At 40.2% G+C, this 16,184-nt stretch carries 16 protein-coding genes; 5 read left to right on the forward strand and 11 right to left on the reverse strand.

Annotation, left to right across the window (positions count from 1 at the left end):
- Positions 1-207: 207 nt before the first annotated feature.
- Both C5745_RS19295 and C5745_RS19300 read left to right on the forward strand, forming a co-directional pair.
- Positions 208-573, forward strand: a complete 366-nt coding sequence (locus C5745_RS19295; protein WP_105718654.1) for a cyclic nucleotide-binding domain-containing protein — start codon at positions 208-210, stop codon at positions 571-573.
- Positions 574-1,015: 442 nt separating this feature from the next.
- Positions 1,016-1,411, forward strand: coding sequence for a hypothetical protein (locus tag C5745_RS19300; protein WP_133166404.1), 396 nt, complete (start codon positions 1,016-1,018; stop codon positions 1,409-1,411).
- A gap of 86 nt (positions 1,412-1,497) precedes the next feature.
- Here the strand turns inward: C5745_RS19300 and C5745_RS19305 are convergent, their stop codons facing one another.
- The 4 genes from C5745_RS19305 to C5745_RS20760 all read right to left on the reverse strand — a co-directional run bounded on the left by C5745_RS19305 (position 1,498) and on the right by C5745_RS20760 (position 7,687).
- The gene (locus C5745_RS19305; RefSeq protein ID WP_105718656.1) at positions 1,498-2,814 is read right to left on the reverse strand and encodes a RagB/SusD family nutrient uptake outer membrane protein; all 1,317 of its coding nucleotides are present in this window, start codon (positions 2,812-2,814) and stop codon (positions 1,498-1,500) included.
- Between the two features lie 2 nt (positions 2,815-2,816).
- On the reverse strand, positions 2,817-6,047 hold the full coding sequence (locus C5745_RS19310; RefSeq protein WP_105718657.1) for a SusC/RagA family TonB-linked outer membrane protein: 3,231 nt from the start codon (positions 6,045-6,047) through the stop codon (positions 2,817-2,819).
- Entirely contained in the window at positions 6,044-7,288 is a 1,245-nt protein-coding gene (locus C5745_RS20040; RefSeq protein ID WP_117584415.1) for a peroxiredoxin family protein, read from the reverse strand. Before C5745_RS20040 ends, C5745_RS19310 begins: the two co-directional genes overlap by 4 nt.
- A 270-nt stretch (positions 7,289-7,558) precedes the next feature.
- Complete coding sequence (locus C5745_RS20760; protein ID WP_262508132.1) at positions 7,559-7,687, reverse strand: hypothetical protein; 129 nt, start codon at positions 7,685-7,687, stop codon at positions 7,559-7,561.
- 260 nt (positions 7,688-7,947) lie between these two features.
- On the opposite strand from C5745_RS20760, the gene C5745_RS19320 reads away from it, so the two are divergent.
- Positions 7,948-8,388, forward strand: coding sequence for a helix-turn-helix domain-containing protein (locus C5745_RS19320; RefSeq protein WP_105718659.1), 441 nt, complete (start codon positions 7,948-7,950; stop codon positions 8,386-8,388).
- 242 nt (positions 8,389-8,630) lie between these two features.
- Here the strand turns inward: C5745_RS19320 and C5745_RS19325 are convergent, their stop codons facing one another.
- Positions 8,631-9,587 carry an RpnC/YadD family protein gene (locus tag C5745_RS19325; RefSeq protein ID WP_105718660.1) on the reverse strand — a complete coding sequence of 319 codons (957 nt, stop codon included), beginning with the start codon at positions 9,585-9,587 and terminating at the stop codon, positions 8,631-8,633.
- Positions 9,588-9,863: 276 nt separating this feature from the next.
- Between C5745_RS19325 and C5745_RS19330 the strand changes: the two genes are divergently transcribed.
- Together C5745_RS19330 and C5745_RS19335 are read left to right on the forward strand one after the other, a co-directional pair.
- Positions 9,864-11,036 carry a Fic family protein gene (locus C5745_RS19330; protein ID WP_105718661.1) on the forward strand — a complete coding sequence of 391 codons (1,173 nt, stop codon included), beginning with the start codon at positions 9,864-9,866 and terminating at the stop codon, positions 11,034-11,036.
- Positions 11,037-11,423: 387 nt separating this feature from the next.
- A complete protein-coding gene (locus C5745_RS19335) occupies positions 11,424-11,621 on the forward strand; it encodes a hypothetical protein (protein ID WP_105718662.1) in 198 nt (65 codons plus the stop codon).
- 322 nt (positions 11,622-11,943) lie between these two features.
- On the opposite strand, the gene C5745_RS20135 is transcribed toward C5745_RS19335, so the two are convergent.
- The 6 genes from C5745_RS20135 to C5745_RS19355 form a co-directional block, all read right to left on the reverse strand.
- Complete coding sequence (locus C5745_RS20135) at positions 11,944-12,126, reverse strand: hypothetical protein (protein ID WP_133166405.1); 183 nt, start codon at positions 12,124-12,126, stop codon at positions 11,944-11,946.
- Between the two features lie 148 nt (positions 12,127-12,274).
- Positions 12,275-13,249: an IS3 family transposase gene (locus C5745_RS19340; protein ID WP_105718663.1), complete on the reverse strand. Its 975-nt coding sequence runs from the start codon at positions 13,247-13,249 to the stop codon at positions 12,275-12,277.
- A gap of 2 nt (positions 13,250-13,251) precedes the next feature.
- Positions 13,252-13,791, reverse strand: coding sequence for a hypothetical protein (locus C5745_RS19345; protein WP_105718664.1), 540 nt, complete (start codon positions 13,789-13,791; stop codon positions 13,252-13,254).
- Between the two features lie 20 nt (positions 13,792-13,811).
- Entirely contained in the window at positions 13,812-13,973 is a 162-nt protein-coding gene (locus C5745_RS20350) for a hypothetical protein (protein ID WP_165793152.1), read from the reverse strand.
- A gap of 8 nt (positions 13,974-13,981) precedes the next feature.
- A complete protein-coding gene (locus tag C5745_RS19350; RefSeq protein ID WP_105718665.1) occupies positions 13,982-14,989 on the reverse strand; it encodes a hypothetical protein in 1,008 nt (335 codons plus the stop codon).
- A 575-nt stretch (positions 14,990-15,564) separates the two neighbouring features.
- Positions 15,565-16,110 carry a hypothetical protein gene (locus tag C5745_RS19355; protein ID WP_105718666.1) on the reverse strand — a complete coding sequence of 182 codons (546 nt, stop codon included), beginning with the start codon at positions 16,108-16,110 and terminating at the stop codon, positions 15,565-15,567.
- Positions 16,111-16,184 lie beyond the last annotated feature (74 nt).

Consider the following 16,184-nt stretch of genomic DNA (forward strand, 5'->3'; position numbering starts at 1 on the left):
GAATAGTATGTTTGCCATATTGTTTGGGTGCACCTAAAAATAACCATTTTTTAGGACAAACAATAAAAATCCCCGACACTTTGCCGTATCGGGGATCTTTTTTTAAAAGGCTTTTTAGACAGCCTCCAATTAAGCGTCAAACATCTTACCAATGGCAGGATACTGGCTTTGTATGATGGTAGCCACTTTTTTGTCGGAACGGGTGTATTGAAGAAAGAGAATGCAGAAAGTTTGGACATCGCACACTTCCTGTTTGAAAACGACTTTGGCATCGTATCAACGCTCGATCCGGATTATGATTTCGTGGCGCTAGAACCTACTATGCTGCTTGTACTTACGCGTGAGGATCTAGACTATTTGCTCGCTAGAAGCCCTGAGCTTCTGGCGGCTTATCATAAGCTCGTTGCCTATTGGGCGGCGCAGCGAAACTACCGGGCTAAGCTTCTTCTGTTGTCTGCTGCCGAACGAAAAAGTCTGTTGATCAAACGCTGGGGTGCACTTACCAATAGGATATCCAATAAAGATTTGGCTTCGTATCTCGGTATGAATGTGAGCTACTACAGCACGATCTGAACCGTTCTTTCTTTTGAAAATGCAACCTCACTATTTGAATATTGAAAAGCTACTGTTTGGATATCGAAATTAAAATCGACGAGATAGTACAGACCTTAGTCTTGCTTAAGGACGTGAAAAATTAAACAGAAGAATGAAAACTATACGAACACGATTTAAACTACCACAGCGCCAAGCCATAAACATGAATGGGGCAATATTCGGTTTTTTACCGATAGGTCACTTCCTTTACTGGGATAGATGCTTCGCGCGGTGTAGTGAAAAGCGTCCTGCAGACGTGTTCGTTCGATCTGCGTTCAAACGCTGTCGACGAAAGTTTGCCCCTTTCCCCCGCGGGGTGTGTTAACAAATGCCCAAGGCACTTGCAGGTGTCTATTTTAGTGGTACGGGCATACCCTCTAACAAATTATACAACCAAATTCAAAATTTTAAATTATTTGCGATGGCAAGTTTAAAAATAAATCTAAAAGGTGCAATTACGGTATTTGCACTATGTTTAATCGGAACAGTGTCTGCTGCTCCTAATGGAAATGGGGATGAGAAGGAGAAAGAAAAGAAAGAGGTGAAGGCTGAAACGGTGAAGGTGTTCTCCGAAGCATGGTTTTCGTATAATGGCACAGGCGATCAAGATGACCCAGCCAGCTATATGTACAATCCCTCCGGCGGAGGTTGTTCCGGAAACACGCAGTTATGCGAGATAAGGATCGCCGCTCCATCCCAAGATCCTGAAGAAGGCTTGACGGAAGACGACCTAAAAAGTCTCCTGGTTCAAGAAACCGGGAATCCAAATGCAACGCAATTTAGCGGACCAAGCAGCAATGTCCATTTCCAACCTTAAGTAAATACAACCTTTTGCCCAAGGAGGGGCAAAAGGTTGTGTAGATACAGCCCGAGTCGAACACTCGGGCTATCTTTAGTATATGATTACAACCCAGTTAAATCCGTAACTCGTTTTGGAATTGACCATACATAACGTGGATCGTTCGGTTCAAGTACTATTTCTTGTCCATTTACCACTCTGCGTAAAGCTATTCCTCTTCCTTCTTTATTATACCTCTTGACGTCGGAAAACCTATTGCCTCGAAAAAAAAGTTGCAATTTTCGCTCATTCAAGACTGCGTCCAACACATCGTTGGTGTTAGCAAACTCGTACGGTTCATAGAATTCTTTTTTCCACCGACGCCTCTTCAAGAGATTAAGGATCTCTAGTGCTTCATGCTCGTTTCCAGTTCTAGCTGCGCTTTCTGCTTTAATTAGATAGACCTCGTCCCAAGCGATCCCATTAAAAAGATTGGACAATGAGCCATTATAACTACCCTTGAAGCCAATCTCTCCGTTCGGGAGCGTCTGAAAATATAACGTCTTCCGCAAATCTCGATCGTCATAACCCTCATAAAACTGTCTCGACACAGACGCCGTCGATTGATATACATTATTCGCTACAACGGTTGAGCTATAAAAAATAACCTCCTTATTAAATATTTCAAAAGGTATATTTACCAATGTATCTAATTCATTATAATCCAACAATTCAGATCCATCTCCCGAAACCAACTCGGTTGTCGCATCATAGGCCTTTTGGTAATCTCCCTTGTAAAGGTAGATTCTCGCCAATAGCGCCAAAGAGGTTTGTATTGAAGGCCTTGTTTTAAGAGAAGCTCTCTGGTCCAAATATTTTTGATTAGACTGCAGATCATCAATAACGTACCTGTAGCTATCTTTTAGCGAGGAAACAAACGATTTTTTAGAGAAATCGGAATCTTCTCGAATGACAATTCCTGACATATTAGCTGCATCATGATCATCATATACGTCGGTGTATATCTGAAGAAGATGACTGTAAGCATGCGCACGGTAAAATGAAGCATTTGCTCTAAACTTCAAAAAATCCGGTTCTCCCTCTTTCAACCCGGCTCTTTCGAGATTATCAATTACAAGATTTGCTGTATAAACAGCTCTATACAACGAATTCCAATCTTCGTCCGTCTGGGTACCTTCGAACCATGTATAGCTTTCCAAGTTGAATGGATTAGATATGGCATTGTACACCTCGTCCCTTATATAATACTCGTCAGATGCATTTTGAAGGACAACTGCTCCTTTGTTCATACGATCAATACCATCAAGAAGTGCCTCTGCGGCCTCCTTCGAATCAAGCGTAGATAAGGTAAGATCTGATTTTGCGTCTAAATATGAATCACAAGAACAGAATAAAACGAAACACAAATATAAAAGCCTCATAATTATAAACTTAAGTTAACACCAAATGTTATTTGCCTTGCTGGTGGATAAAAGGCATTTCCCACATTAAAGTCAGGATCGAGATCCCGCGAAGTTGCTTTCCAGAGCACACCTAATCTGTTTAGGTGGGCAAAGATTTTTATATTTTCAAAGGGTAAGCTTTTCAGCGCACTTTTATCAAACGTATAGTTTAACGTTATATCGTCAAACCTTATATTGTCAGCCTTTAAAACATTAGCAGGTGACGCAAGAAAAAACTGATCCCTTCTACTATCTGCTGGGTACACCGCGGAGGGTATATCTGTATGAGCCTCGTCGCCTTCTTTTTGCCATCTACGCCCATAGTCTGGTGACCCAATGCCATTTTGGTATAAAGATGTATAAGACAAGCCCGCTTTCTTAAAATAGTACCCCATTTTAAAAGAGATATTGAAAGAAATCGCTAAATTCTTCCATCCTATGGTATTTCTCCACGCTCCAAAATAACGTGGGAGCGCAGAACCGTGGTAAGCCAAATCACCTATCATCGTATTGTTAATGATTGAACGGTAATCAGTAGTTTCTACCCCATCAGATAAACCGACAGGATTTCCCTCATTGTCCAACCCTCTCCAATAGAAGCTATAAATGCCGTACGGATTATTCTGGCCGTTGTTTAGCGTAATACGACTACCATTCCCTAGTGCGGTATTCAATCCGCGTGTAGTGGAGAAATCATAATTCAGATGAGAAATTTTGAAATCATTATAACTCAGTAGAAATGTAGACTCCCAACTGACTACGCGCTGCGATATCCTCCCTGTAAACGACAGATCCACCCCCATACCTCTCATTTCTCCCGAATTTGCAAGGATTGCAACCATACCTGTTGTAGGATCCACCTCCATTCCGGTAATCAAATCCTTGGAAACCTTAGAATACCCTTCGATTGTGCCGCTAAACCGACTGTTAAATAAGCGATAGTCGATTCCTATATTAGTCATATAAATAGATTCCCACGAAAGGTGTTCGTTGCCTGGGGTCTGGATGACAGCTTGCGGTCGATTTATAATGCTACCTGACGCGTTTTGAATACTTAATATTGGCACAGCGGAAATGGTATTGTTAGTGTTGCCACTCACTCCATGGGTTATCCTTAAGGACAGATCCTCCAACCAGCTGAAATCCATAAATGACTCTGCTGTAAGATTCCATTTGCCCCCTAACGACCACAATGGTTTCCATTTATTGTTTGCAGAAGCACCGAAAAGGTTAGAAGCATCATGTCTAGTACTTCCGCTGACTGTATACTTGTTTTTAAACGTATAACTGCCATTGCCATAAAATGAGACAAACCTATTGTTGGTTCCTGTTAAGTTACCATATGTAGGAATCCTTCCCCTTCCGAGTCTATCCCATTTCGTAAACATCGTCAAATTATCAACGGAAGAATATCCTAGCGTATTCTTATCTACCCCCAGGTAGCGAAATACGTTACCGTTACTCCGGTCATCTCTTATTTCATTCCCAGCTAAAAGGTGTAACTCTCCTCCATGAGCAAATATTTTATTGTAGTTAGCCTGTAATCGCAATGCGTGTGATCTGGTATGGATATTACTCTTATCAATTATACTTCCTCTGGGCAGATTATAGCCGACGATACCGTCATTCAAAAACGAATATTGGTTAATAAGGTCTCTAGTATAAAACATCTCTTCAGATCTGATATCACTTGTCGTGTTACGGATGTTCTCGTATTGATACCTTAAATCAAACTGTAAGTCTCGGGTAAGCGTATAATTAATTCCGACGTTTATATTAATCGCATTCCCTTCGTTGATATTATCGGCGCTATTCAATTCTCTAAGTGGATTATAGGTCCAATCAAGCAACTGCCCGCTGCCCGCTGTGTCGATATAACTTGATCGATACGTTTTTACCAAAGAAGCCATCGTTCCATCATCATTATGTAATACCGCATATGGGTACATTTGTTTGCCTACGTCATAATTCAAAACGGTATAGTCTCCAGGTGAATTCGAGGTAGTCTTAGTTTGCGTGTAAACAGACATCACTTCCATCTTTAGTGAAGGAAGTAACTGATAATTATTGTTTGTTCTGATAGTGTACCGATCTGTATTGTTTCCGAGTAATACGCTTTCATTATTATCTGCTCCGGCAGAAAAGAGATATTGGTGTTTTTCACTACCGCCACGCAAAGAAACATGGTTCTGATAATTCTTGGCTGTTCTATAAAAATAACGTTCATAGTCCTTTCGAAAATCATTCGTAGCAAAAGAACTTAGCTTTTCTTCAAGATCTTCCTGTGAAAGAAGATCACGTTTATTCAAATCTAATAATTCAATTACTGGCGTGACCGCTGGAAACCTTGTTCTATTACTCAGTGTATTATTATAAAACCCCTTTTCAAACAACTCTCTCTCCATATCAATGTATTCCTTTACGCTCATCCTTTCATATTCGAAAAGATCCGGTTTACCGTTCAACCGCAAATTACTATTTACGTCCACCCGCATCGACCTGGCTTTCCGTCCTTTTTTTGATGTTAGCACAATTACTCCATTGCCTGCGCGAGCTCCCCAAATGGACGCTGCCGCTGCATCTCTTAAAACAGTTACACTCTCTATATCATTGGGGTTTATGTCTTCAATATTCCCCCCATACGGGAAATTGTCAAGGACAATGAGGGGGGACTTAATGTCGTCAGACAGTGTGCCTACGCCTCGAACAATAATATTATTTTCAGAAGCCGATAGCTGATCGGCAGTTTGTCCCCTTCTATCGAATAGGATACCAGGCACTGTATTTTCCAGCCGACTAAGAACATCGGCTCCAGTACGTCTATTAAAAAGCTCATTATCAATAAATTCAAATGACCCTGTAGCTCTTTCTTTCGACAACTCCTGATATCCGGTATTGATTACCACTACCTCCTCAAGCGCCTGAACGTCCCGATACAGCGCCACCGTATCCCCGACTTTGAGTTCGTCAAGGTCGACATTCCTTGTTACGTAACCAATTAGAGAAAACTGTAACGTATTATTTTTTAAACTCTTAGGGAACGACAGTTCTCCATCCTTACCCGAAACAGCTAATATCTCATCCCGTTCGCCTTTCGCAACAACACCAGCCAGTGGAATTCGACTTCCATCCTCAATGACAGTAAATTTACGTTGTTGCGCATACCCCACTAAATGGAGGATACACAATATCGAAACCGTAATAACTTTCATATATCCTCCTCCCCTTCAAAATCGTTTTTTACAGGAAGATTAATATTTCCTGTATTAAGAAGCTTCTTTAAATTACCTTCGGCTACGTCGTTTCCACCTGTTATTGCAACAATTTTTCCTCGATATACCCATACAAAATGTGAAATAAAGCGGTACCTGAAGTGGTTAGCAAAGGTTTGGTCTATAAACGTTAGGGGAAAATGATAGAACGTCGACATTGGACGATATTTAAGGAACGACTCCATTCCACTCCTATTCTCTGGAGACATTAGTAAAAACTGAATAGTACAGCCAAATGTCCTCTGCAGAGTATCGAGCTCTTTCAGCTTATCAGTACACCCTTTACACCGAGTATGCATAAAATCCAGTATGATCAGCTTCTTATCACGGTAATCGTTCAGCGTAATTGTATCATTCCCATCGGGATGATTCACCACCTGCAAAGACAGGTTCCACAGTTCTTCGGGTATGGTATCCCCTATCTGAAGCGGCTTAATCTCAATTTGCCCTTCGGCAGTCCGCGATTCCGCGGACTGCGCCCAGGCTTCTGATAGATTAAACAACATGAAACATAAGAATCCCAAACAAAGGATTCTTATGTTCTTCATTGCCTCTACCCCTACTATTCCTCTACGGTTACTGTACCGCTGATCTACGCAAGAGGTACATGCGTTTAGTAGGTCAGTAGTGGATCTCCAGTAGCTTCTCAGTAGATCTCCAGTACCTTTTCGGTACACTCCTCGTACACTAACGGTACACCCGCGGTACATTAACGGTACCCCAGCCATTTTACGCAAAAGTTGCGTCAATAGTACTACATCCTTACTGCATCTATACTTGATCCTCGCTTTAAGCACGTCAAAAAAACGGTAAAAAACCAACCTGTTTCTTCGGGTGCTGTTCGGGTGTCCTTCGGGAGCGCTTCGAGTCCGCTTCGGGACTGGTTCGGGACAACTTCGGTATTGCGTCGGGTGAGCTTCGGTTGTTCTTCGGCTGCCACCCGAACAGCAGTCGAACACTTCCCGAACAGCGCCCGAACCAGTGTCGAACAAATCCCGAGGATATTCCGAAGAAACGTCGAACACCTCTCGAACGGTTGCCGAAGGCAAGGCAACGCCCCCCTCTCTTACTTGATTGGTTAAGATTTTCGTTAATCTAGGTGGTTTTTCTTTACGGGAACAGGCTCCTTCTTCGCATTGCCTAAAGGCCAGTCCTCTCCCACCCTTGTAAAAATTGTTCATTTTTTCATGGTTTTTAGGGTGTGGCCTAGAGACGCTGGCTAAATGAGATTATCTCCTATTTTTCCTTTATGTCCAAGCTGAGCTTAGACCACATTGTTAGTAAAAATATTTTGGAATCGAATGCAGACGATACGGTTTTATACGATTGGCTTTAGTATAACGGTTAGAATTGCTGCATTCTTTAGGGAAGCCTTGATGGCCTCGCAAGCTAAATTAGCTCGCGGGTTTTGTGATGTTTTTGAATAACTGCTTTTTATACATACTCGTTGTTTATAACGAGTCTTTAGTAGATGGAATAACCAACAATGGCGTGGCATCCAACCTACTGTCTACGCGGCCGTGAGAAGCCGATGGAACGAGTAAGCGGACGCCACGCCATTGCAGACGGGCGTTATCCACTTATCGCCTTGTTCCATTTGAAATTCTCACGTTTCGTAGACAAGACTCATAAGTGCTGCCACCTATTAAGATGGTGCAAATCTATTATTTTAATCCAAAACGCAAAATTATTCACCTTTAAAAACGCTAGTAATTTATCGAAAAACGTAATTTTACGGGCAAATAATTTGTATCTTTACATCAAAGGTAAAAAACTAATTACTTACAAAAAAGTGGTAAAAAACCGGTAAAATACCGAACATATTTAAATCTGTCAGAAAATGAGTATTGCATTCCAAGAAGAGAAAGTCCATGAAGGAAAGAATTTTAAAAGAATTCGTGAAATTATGGGATTAAAGCAGGAAACTGTGGGTCAAAGATGTGAAAGTAAATTTGACCAGCGACGAATATCTGAGTTTGAAAATATGTGGACTATTCCCGAGCCTACACTACAGGAACTTGCAGATGCTTTGGGTGTGACTATAGAGTTTATACGCTCTTTTAACGAAGAAAAGGCTATATATTACATCCAACATAATCAAAATACGTCGAAGCAAAACAGCTTGAATCACTTCCCCACTATAACGTATGAGTCTGAAAATAAGATTGAAGCCATATTAGAAAAGCTCGTTGAAGATGATAACGTAAAAACACAAGCTATCTTGGATTTGACTAAGGTTGTTGCAGATTTAGCTGAGGAGGTTAAAAGGTTGAAGGGATAACTTTATTAACTTTATCCCTGTTTCTATAATCCATTAAATACGGTTAGATTTATCCCAGTATGAGCGAATTCAATGCAGGAACAAGGCCATCTTAATTACAGAACCCACTCCCGACAAAAGGTGTCTCTGGTTACACAGTCCCTTCTTTTTACGTCGATAAAAAGAAGGTGTCTCCCTTTTTAGGAAAAGCCTGCTCATATAATATTGTTGAAAAAACTATTTCAGTTTTTGATTTGGGTAAGTTATTTTTTCTTAGACAAGTCTGCTCGGACTTTCTTCACGAAGTCTAAAGAAACTTCCGCGATACGCACAATAGCATCATCAGCAAGTTTGAGTTCTTCAATTAGATTGCGAACGAAAGTTCTTTTCTCAGCTAACTTCTCAGCCTTGGCTTTGGCACGTTCTTCCTGCTTGCCTTTCTCCAAGCCCTGCTTCTTTGCTTTGTCCAATAAATATTCCCTTGTTCCCATGATATTACTCCTGCCTAGTTTTGTTTCAACCTCTTTCTCAAAAATATGGAAATTTTCCGAATTCTGAAAGCTTACATAATATGTTAAAAAGTCGTATATCCCCTGACGCGTCTTTTTGTTCATCTTCCGCTTCATCATCTCGTCATACAGATCAAGCTTCATTTCTTTCAGTTCTTCATCTGTCATATTCTTATGCACAATGGCAAGCAATGCCGTAAGCACCACCACGGCAAACGGATTGGTATTGCTCCGCAATGCCAACTCATCTTGGTCAAGTATCTTATAGCTGTTGAAAGAATAACGAAGACTCGTACCCATAAACTCCTGGATATACAGCGTAGGACGGTAATTCCTGTTCCCATCGGCCAGAATCGCGATTGCAGTAACAGGTACTTTATAACGGTCGGAAATCTTGTAAAAATATCGGAACATACGTTCGGCAAGGTCGCCCTTGCCTTTACTGGACTGCACCTCCACATGGCACAGCACAAACTGCTCTCCTCCGTTTTTGAGAAATACCTTGACCAACTTGTCCACATAACGCACCCCCTTGCCATTGGGCTGCGGAGGAAACAGGCTTTCAAATTCCTTATCCAGATAATCAAACTGTTTGCTTAGGTCAAAGACACTTTCCGCGTCTGGAAAGATGAACTTCAAAAAATGGGAAAAGGTCTGCTCCAAAATAGATTTCCATAGCGGATCGTCGATACGCCTTGATGATTTTGCCATAATTCTGTTATCTTATGATTAGAAACCAAAGATAATGAAAAACGACCAAAAAAAACTAATATTTTTAGTATACCATTTAAATCTTATCAAAACTTCTTCAGTACAATACTTATAAAAGAGCTTCACAAAATTAGTAGAGCCATAGAAATAACTCCTTGTATGAGGAAAGCTGCGAAAAATCTGCTTACTTTGAATGTCCGAAACATGTCCAATATCAGTACGCAAGGATCTACTAGTGGTTGGAGACAAAATATATCATCAAGATAATAGACTAATATGCCACCCATTGAAGAAGCTTTAGCATTAAAAGAAGAGTTGGATGCTCTTCGTCCTCTCACGAAAGAGCAGGAGTATACCATCATGCAAAAATTTAGGTTTGACTGGAACTACCATTCCAACAGCCTTGAAGGAAATTCCTTAACTTATGACGAAACAAAGGCACTTCTATTACACGGCATCACTGCGCAAGGAAAACCATTAAAAGATCATGTTGAGATTACCGGTCACGATGAGGCCATTAAATGGATCGAAGACTTAGTGAAGGGAGATTATCCCCTCACTGAAAACTTTATACGTGAGCTGCACACTTTACTCCTTAAATCGCCATACGAAGTCAAAGCCATCACACCTGATGGCCGGCCAACAACGCGTAGGATCGCAGTTGGACAATATAAAACGGCTCCAAATCATGTCAAGACTAAAACCGGTGAGATATTCCGTTTTGCCACACCAGAGGAAACACCGGCTAAGATGCATGATCTCCTTACTTGGTACAATGCGAAAAGTTCCGAACCAAGAACCAACCCTATAATAATAGCATCGGAATTTCATTATCGCTTCATTCGAATACACCCGTTTGATGATGGGAATGGACGCACTGCCCGTATTTTGATGAATTTCATACTAATGAAGTATGGATATCCTCCTGTGATCATCAGAACAGAGGATAAAGAGAACTATTTTTTTGCTTTGCAACAAGCCGATGCCGGAATAATTGAACCCTTTATAACATATATTGCACAAAACCTTATTCGTTCTTTGCAGATCATGATTTCTGGAGCTAAGGGGCAAAGCATAAACGAACCGGATGATATAGACAAAGAAATCGCGCTACTCGAACACCGGCTAAAATCAAGCAATAAGATTTTGAAGTTAAGAAAAACCAAAGAAATCCTACTCGATGTATATGATAATTCCGTGGCTAAACTGTGGAACGCATTCCTTATCGCCAATAGAAAATTTGATCGTTTTTATATCAATACTAAAGCGGCGTTAAAACTTGGTGTATATCGCTTCGAGTCACACGTAGCTTTCTCTGACGGAAGAAAAATATTAGAAGACTACGACGATCAGACAGCGTTTGATAAAATTTATATGGAATATCTTTTTGAACGCTTTAATAGGGACAATTTTAGAAATTTCGATTATTATAATAATATTTCACTTTGATTTGGTTGATGGGTATACGGTGGAATATCGAGGTAAAAAACTTCAAAAGAAGTACGGTATGCAGTTGACAGAAAAAGAAGTAGAATCAATCATGACTACGATTTCAAAAGCTCACACTGAACATATTGAAAAAGAGATGGAGTAATCTGTACGTTTAGCACCAAGCATGCTTTATTAAAAAGATTGGCAACAGAAAACGGAAATACCGAAATCCGCTTGATGCTCGGTATATTCACGATGAATGCCAAGAACATCTGGAGACGTGAATTTAACAAAATAACATATCCTGCTCGCTCGACGAGCTGTGAAATATCCGAGAGGCTATTAAAGAAGTGGATCTCATAAAACGCGGTAAATTGAAAGGCCACCCGGTAGAAGACCTTTTAAATGAACTATAAATTAATCAATATGAAGACATCTTTGCAGAGACAAACGAAGTGTGAGAACCCTAAGGCAGCCTATAAGGCTACTATGGCTCAGCCTGGCGTTACTTCTGAAAAGAAAGAGAACAGATTTAGGGGTATGTCTGAGAATTTAGAAAAAGCCGAGCCGCTATATATCCCCGGGTACAAGATCAGGGGATAAAACCATTATTTAACTTCATTCAAGCTAATACTCATTGATCGAAGTCATCCAAAAACCATCGATACGCAAAGCAGATAAGCCCGATGTTATTATGGCGCGGAGAGGTGTCAGTAATTTTAACACCAAATTCACTTCCGATTGCGACTTGCTGTAATACTTCTCCGCAAACCTGTCTATGACGTGAAATGTAAACAACCTATCTCCGCGTCGTAGAACTCACACCGAATGGGGATTAGTTCGTCGGTTTTGCCCTATGTCTTGTTCAAATAAAAAGGTGTCTCCTTCATCAGAAAACACCTTTCCAGATTATACAAATTGAAAATTACTTCAGCTTTTCTATTTCTTTGAGGGATAGCCCCAAAATATCAGCGATCATCTCGTCGTCAAAGCCACTTTCCAACATCTTTCTAGCAGAACTTTGTTTATCTGCCAATTTCTCGGCCTCGGCTTTGGCACGTTCTTCCTGCCGACCCTTCTCCAACCCCTTCTCTAGTCCCTTTTCCAATCCTTCCCGCAGTCCTTTCTCACGCCCTTCCCGGAGCCCTTTGACCCGTCCTAAAATAGCTATACTGACCCGTCCTAAAATAGCTATACAGTTTATTTAATAAATCCTAGTTTTAACTATACAACTTTTAACGTTAATCCGAAATAAGCTATACAGCATGTTCTTCAAATGTAATGATTTCACTTGAAGAATTTAGATCTTTTTCATTTGTCAATTCCATGAGTTCTTTTTCAGTAACGTCGTAATTTTTAGAATATGGCTTCCATCTTTTCCTCAATGTAATATTCTGTCGATGAGCTTCCGATGGGGTTAGATAATCACAGCTACGATGAGGTCTAATATTATTATAAGAATAAATACTTTTGGTAATATGGAGGTTCATCTCTGAAAATGAAAGATTTTGTGAGTAAAATTCAAACTCCCCTTTTAAAATACCATTGACTCTTTCAGCTAGGGCATTTTCATAAGGGCTACCTGTTTCAGTCATACTAATAGCTATATTGCTGGAAACTAACCGATCCACGTATAATGAACTACAGTATTGCGTCCCACGATCAGAATGATGAATAAGAGGCAAATTAATCCATTCTCTATTACTCACAGCCATTTCAAGAGCATGTACACAGCCTATTGTAGTCATATCCTCTCGGAAGCAATATCCCATTATTTTCCGAGAATAAGCATCAGTAACAAGACTAAGGTACCCCCATTTATCTACAAGCCTAATATATGTAATATCACTAACCCATACTTGCTCTGGCCGACTAATTACCAGATCTTTAATGATATTAGGATATTTGTGAAGATGATGTCGGGAGTTGGTTGTCTTTACATTACGCCGACGACTGCGAACTAAAAGCCCATGTGACCGTAGCAGATCAAATAAATAATCCCTACCAATGTCGATATCATGTAATGCTAAAATAGGTGATAACATAAAGTGAAGTTTACGCACACCTACTCGAGGTAAATATTCACGTATCTTCAAGACCTCCTGTATAATAATATCGTCTACAAAATCTGACGCACGTAAGCGCCAAAGATGATCATAATAAGCATGACGGCTCTTGCCAAACAGTTTGCATAAATTGCCTATTCCTAGTTTAGGAAATGATTTCTGCAGGACTAAGACTGTTTGGCACCAGACTTTTTTCGGATATTGATATTTAACTGTTCCTCCGCGACGTCAATTAACGTATTTAACGCTGTAATTTTTAATTGCGCTTCGGCTAAAGCTGTTTTTAATGCTTCTAATTCGCCATGCTCTGGCTTTGACAAATTTTCTTCTTGCACAATATCAACTTTTAAAACGCTAATATCGACATTTTCTTTCTTAACTAAACGAACCCATTTGGCAATGGTATCATGACCCTGAATATGGTATATAGCATTAGCTTCGGGGATAGTCAACGAACCTTGTAGGATCTGCAAAGCAATAGAACGACGTTGGATAGGAGAAAGCTTTGTATAACGAGATGCTGTAGGATCCTCTACGCCATACTTTACTATCCATTTACTTAAGGCCTGATAACCGACACCTAACTGCTTGCAAATACTACGCTTGGAGTGCCCCTTCTTTAATAGGAATAATGATTTTTTTATGACCGATTTGTCATAATAAGGGGTAGATTCCAGTTGGGGTTTCTTTGACTTTATTTTGTTCATACACTTTGATTAGTGTATAACTATTTTAGGACTAGACAGTTGCTGCCGTCCGTAAGTTCAGGCTTATTGGTTGCACTCGCCACAACCTGTTTGTTAAAAGTAGCGGTCTGACCATTGGCCGTGACGCCTATACACAGATATACCCACATAAGGAAGATCTGGAGGAAGTGTTTTTGCTTCATAAGATAAGTCATTGAGGTTTGTTGTCCGTATTATCATTATTTAATATCCGTCTTACGATCTCCATCTCGGAAGAAAGTTTGTCTATGGCGTCTCCTTGCTTTTTGAGCTGGTCATCCTTTTCCATCAGCAGGAGCGTGAGTTCCTCTATCTTTTTTAACAGTAAAGCATTTATTTCCCCGAGGGCTATCCCTTCTCTCCCTACTTCCGCTGCAGAGGGCATTTCCGGAAGATGGCCGTGTTCGGCAATATAAGCTCGTATAAAATCAAGTGAAGGCAGTTCATAATCTTCTGCGAAAACGTAGTCGGGCCAGTTGGCTGTTTCTACCTTGATTTCTTTAGCTCGGATGGTACCGTTTACTTCAAGCCTATCAGTCGGATTGACCTTGCCTATTCCAACGTTCCCAGCAAAATAATTGCTCAACGTTGTGTACACGCGCAGCGGACGCTGCATATGCTTACCAATAGCATTTACGTAACTATCAACCACAGTCTTCGCATTGAGCGTCAGAGATCCATTCGATGATACATATGGGAGTGCGTTCTGTGTACCGTCATACACTTTGGGATTCACCGGTGCATCGGCAGCATAATAATAGGTGGTTCCCCCTCCCCGAAGCCATATGACTATCATTCTGTCGCTATTCCCCGTCGTAGCGTCTTGCCATCCCGCAATAAAGGACTTATATACCGCTGCTGATACCATATTGGTTGACAGATCCACATCTATAAAACTGGCTGCACTTCCCCAATTCGTCGTTTGGTAGGTTATTTCAGCAACCAAGGAGCCTCGCCACCGCGTATCTTGATGAACGTTGCTGCGTCCTACCTGAAGCTTCGTGCTCCGGTTAGCTGTATAATTTCCGTCAAGCCAAGCCACCGGATAAAACGTATTGATGTCTCCGCCTACGGTTATGCTGCCCGACGACTGTCCAAAAGTTGATAAAGCAGCGCATAAGAAGAACACTATCGCTACAAATGAACGTGAAATATTCATCTCCCAAGAATTAAAATCCATAATTTCATATATCGTTAACAATTGTCTTAACCTGTCTTAAACCTGCCGCTGATACAGCTCAGCGTAGCATAAGCCGATCAGCACAAAATTAATAACTGGCATCATTCGTGAATAAAAATACACAATTTTATAAAACACGAAAAGATTATTTTCATTGAAGTTTAAATTATGACGGGGCGAATGGGCGATTATAATAATGCTTTGTTTCCTAGGCACACAGATGGCATAATCAAAAAACTAGATGCGAGACTGGAATACTATCGGTTAGGCACACGCTTTACATCGATACCTTCGTAGGCTTAGCCGACAACAAGCTCGCCAATTGTATTATTTTCCGATTGTTCTTTTTCCATATGCATATTGGTCAGTCAACAATTAGATAAGCTGAGCTCTCATTACCCGTTACAATAATATCCTTTTTTCTCTTCGAGAATGTGCCGTCCACTATTGTAATTTTTAACACATTATCGTTTAAAACAACAGAAGACACTCTAAAAGTTCTTATACCTTTCCTTAGCTCAGATCTCCGATATTTTGATTCATCAAAAAAAGAGTTGGCCCCCGTCTTAGAAGCGTTACCTTACATCATATTCCCTTTTAGAAATATTCAATATTTTTTCAACAACTTCATTTCGCGTTTTATAATAAAATCCCATGCTACCAGTATGATGAAAGTAAAAGAAAAAATCATTTTCTTCATCATAAAAAATAGGACTATAAGGTGCTTTATGAGTTACAATACAAGTTAAAGTAATTGACAAAAATTTATCCCAGTCATTACAGCTACATATCCCTGAATAGCCAAGTTCGATAGAAGATTCTTTCAACATTAATAAATAGTCTTTTGTTTCAATAGACTTTCCCTCTAATTCATAATCATACCTGTCATTCTTGATGTCCCACGTGTCTAAACAATAATCCCACCAAGAAGGCATATATACTTTGATATTACTTTTTCCAGTTCGAAAAAGAGTATAAAACATTAAAATTAGTCCTTCAACTAAATTCCTCTTTTCAATTAGATATATCTCAATTTTATCCCCTTTACTTTCCATATAAGAGTCAAGGTCTACCCATGGTAAGGGGAAATTCTGATTAGTAATCTTATCTAGTGTTTTCATTTTATTTCACTGTACCTAATTGGCCCCAAGGTATAAATGTCCCTGTTGACCCTTTGTGTTTATTAATAATAAAA

It is taken from the genome of Sphingobacterium haloxyli (assembly GCF_002980525.1).
Lineage (GTDB): Bacteria > Bacteroidota > Bacteroidia > Sphingobacteriales > Sphingobacteriaceae > Sphingobacterium > Sphingobacterium haloxyli.

Excerpts from the sequence above, each read along its gene's own strand:
- C5745_RS19300 (WP_133166404.1), top strand. The coding sequence starts at position 1,016 with ATGGCAAGTTTAAAAATAAATCTAAAAGGTGCAATTACGGTATTTGCA.
- C5745_RS19305 (WP_105718656.1), bottom strand. The coding sequence starts at position 2,814 with ATGAGGCTTTTATATTTGTGTTTCGTTTTATTCTGTTCTTGTGATTCA.
- C5745_RS19310 (WP_105718657.1), bottom strand. The coding sequence starts at position 6,047 with ATGAAAGTTATTACGGTTTCGATATTGTGTATCCTCCATTTAGTGGGG.
- C5745_RS20040 (WP_117584415.1), bottom strand. The coding sequence starts at position 7,288 with ATGAACAATTTTTACAAGGGTGGGAGAGGACTGGCCTTTAGGCAATGC.
- C5745_RS19320 (WP_105718659.1), top strand. The coding sequence starts at position 7,948 with ATGAGTATTGCATTCCAAGAAGAGAAAGTCCATGAAGGAAAGAATTTT.
- C5745_RS19325 (WP_105718660.1), bottom strand. The coding sequence starts at position 9,587 with ATGGCAAAATCATCAAGGCGTATCGACGATCCGCTATGGAAATCTATT.
- C5745_RS19330 (WP_105718661.1), top strand. The coding sequence starts at position 9,864 with ATGCCACCCATTGAAGAAGCTTTAGCATTAAAAGAAGAGTTGGATGCT.
- C5745_RS19335 (WP_105718662.1), top strand. The coding sequence starts at position 11,424 with ATGAACTATAAATTAATCAATATGAAGACATCTTTGCAGAGACAAACG.
- C5745_RS19345 (WP_105718664.1), bottom strand. The coding sequence starts at position 13,791 with ATGAACAAAATAAAGTCAAAGAAACCCCAACTGGAATCTACCCCTTAT.
- C5745_RS20350 (WP_165793152.1), bottom strand. The coding sequence starts at position 13,973 with ATGAAGCAAAAACACTTCCTCCAGATCTTCCTTATGTGGGTATATCTG.
- C5745_RS19350 (WP_105718665.1), bottom strand. The coding sequence starts at position 14,989 with ATGGATTTTAATTCTTGGGAGATGAATATTTCACGTTCATTTGTAGCG.
- C5745_RS19355 (WP_105718666.1), bottom strand. The coding sequence starts at position 16,110 with ATGAAAACACTAGATAAGATTACTAATCAGAATTTCCCCTTACCATGG.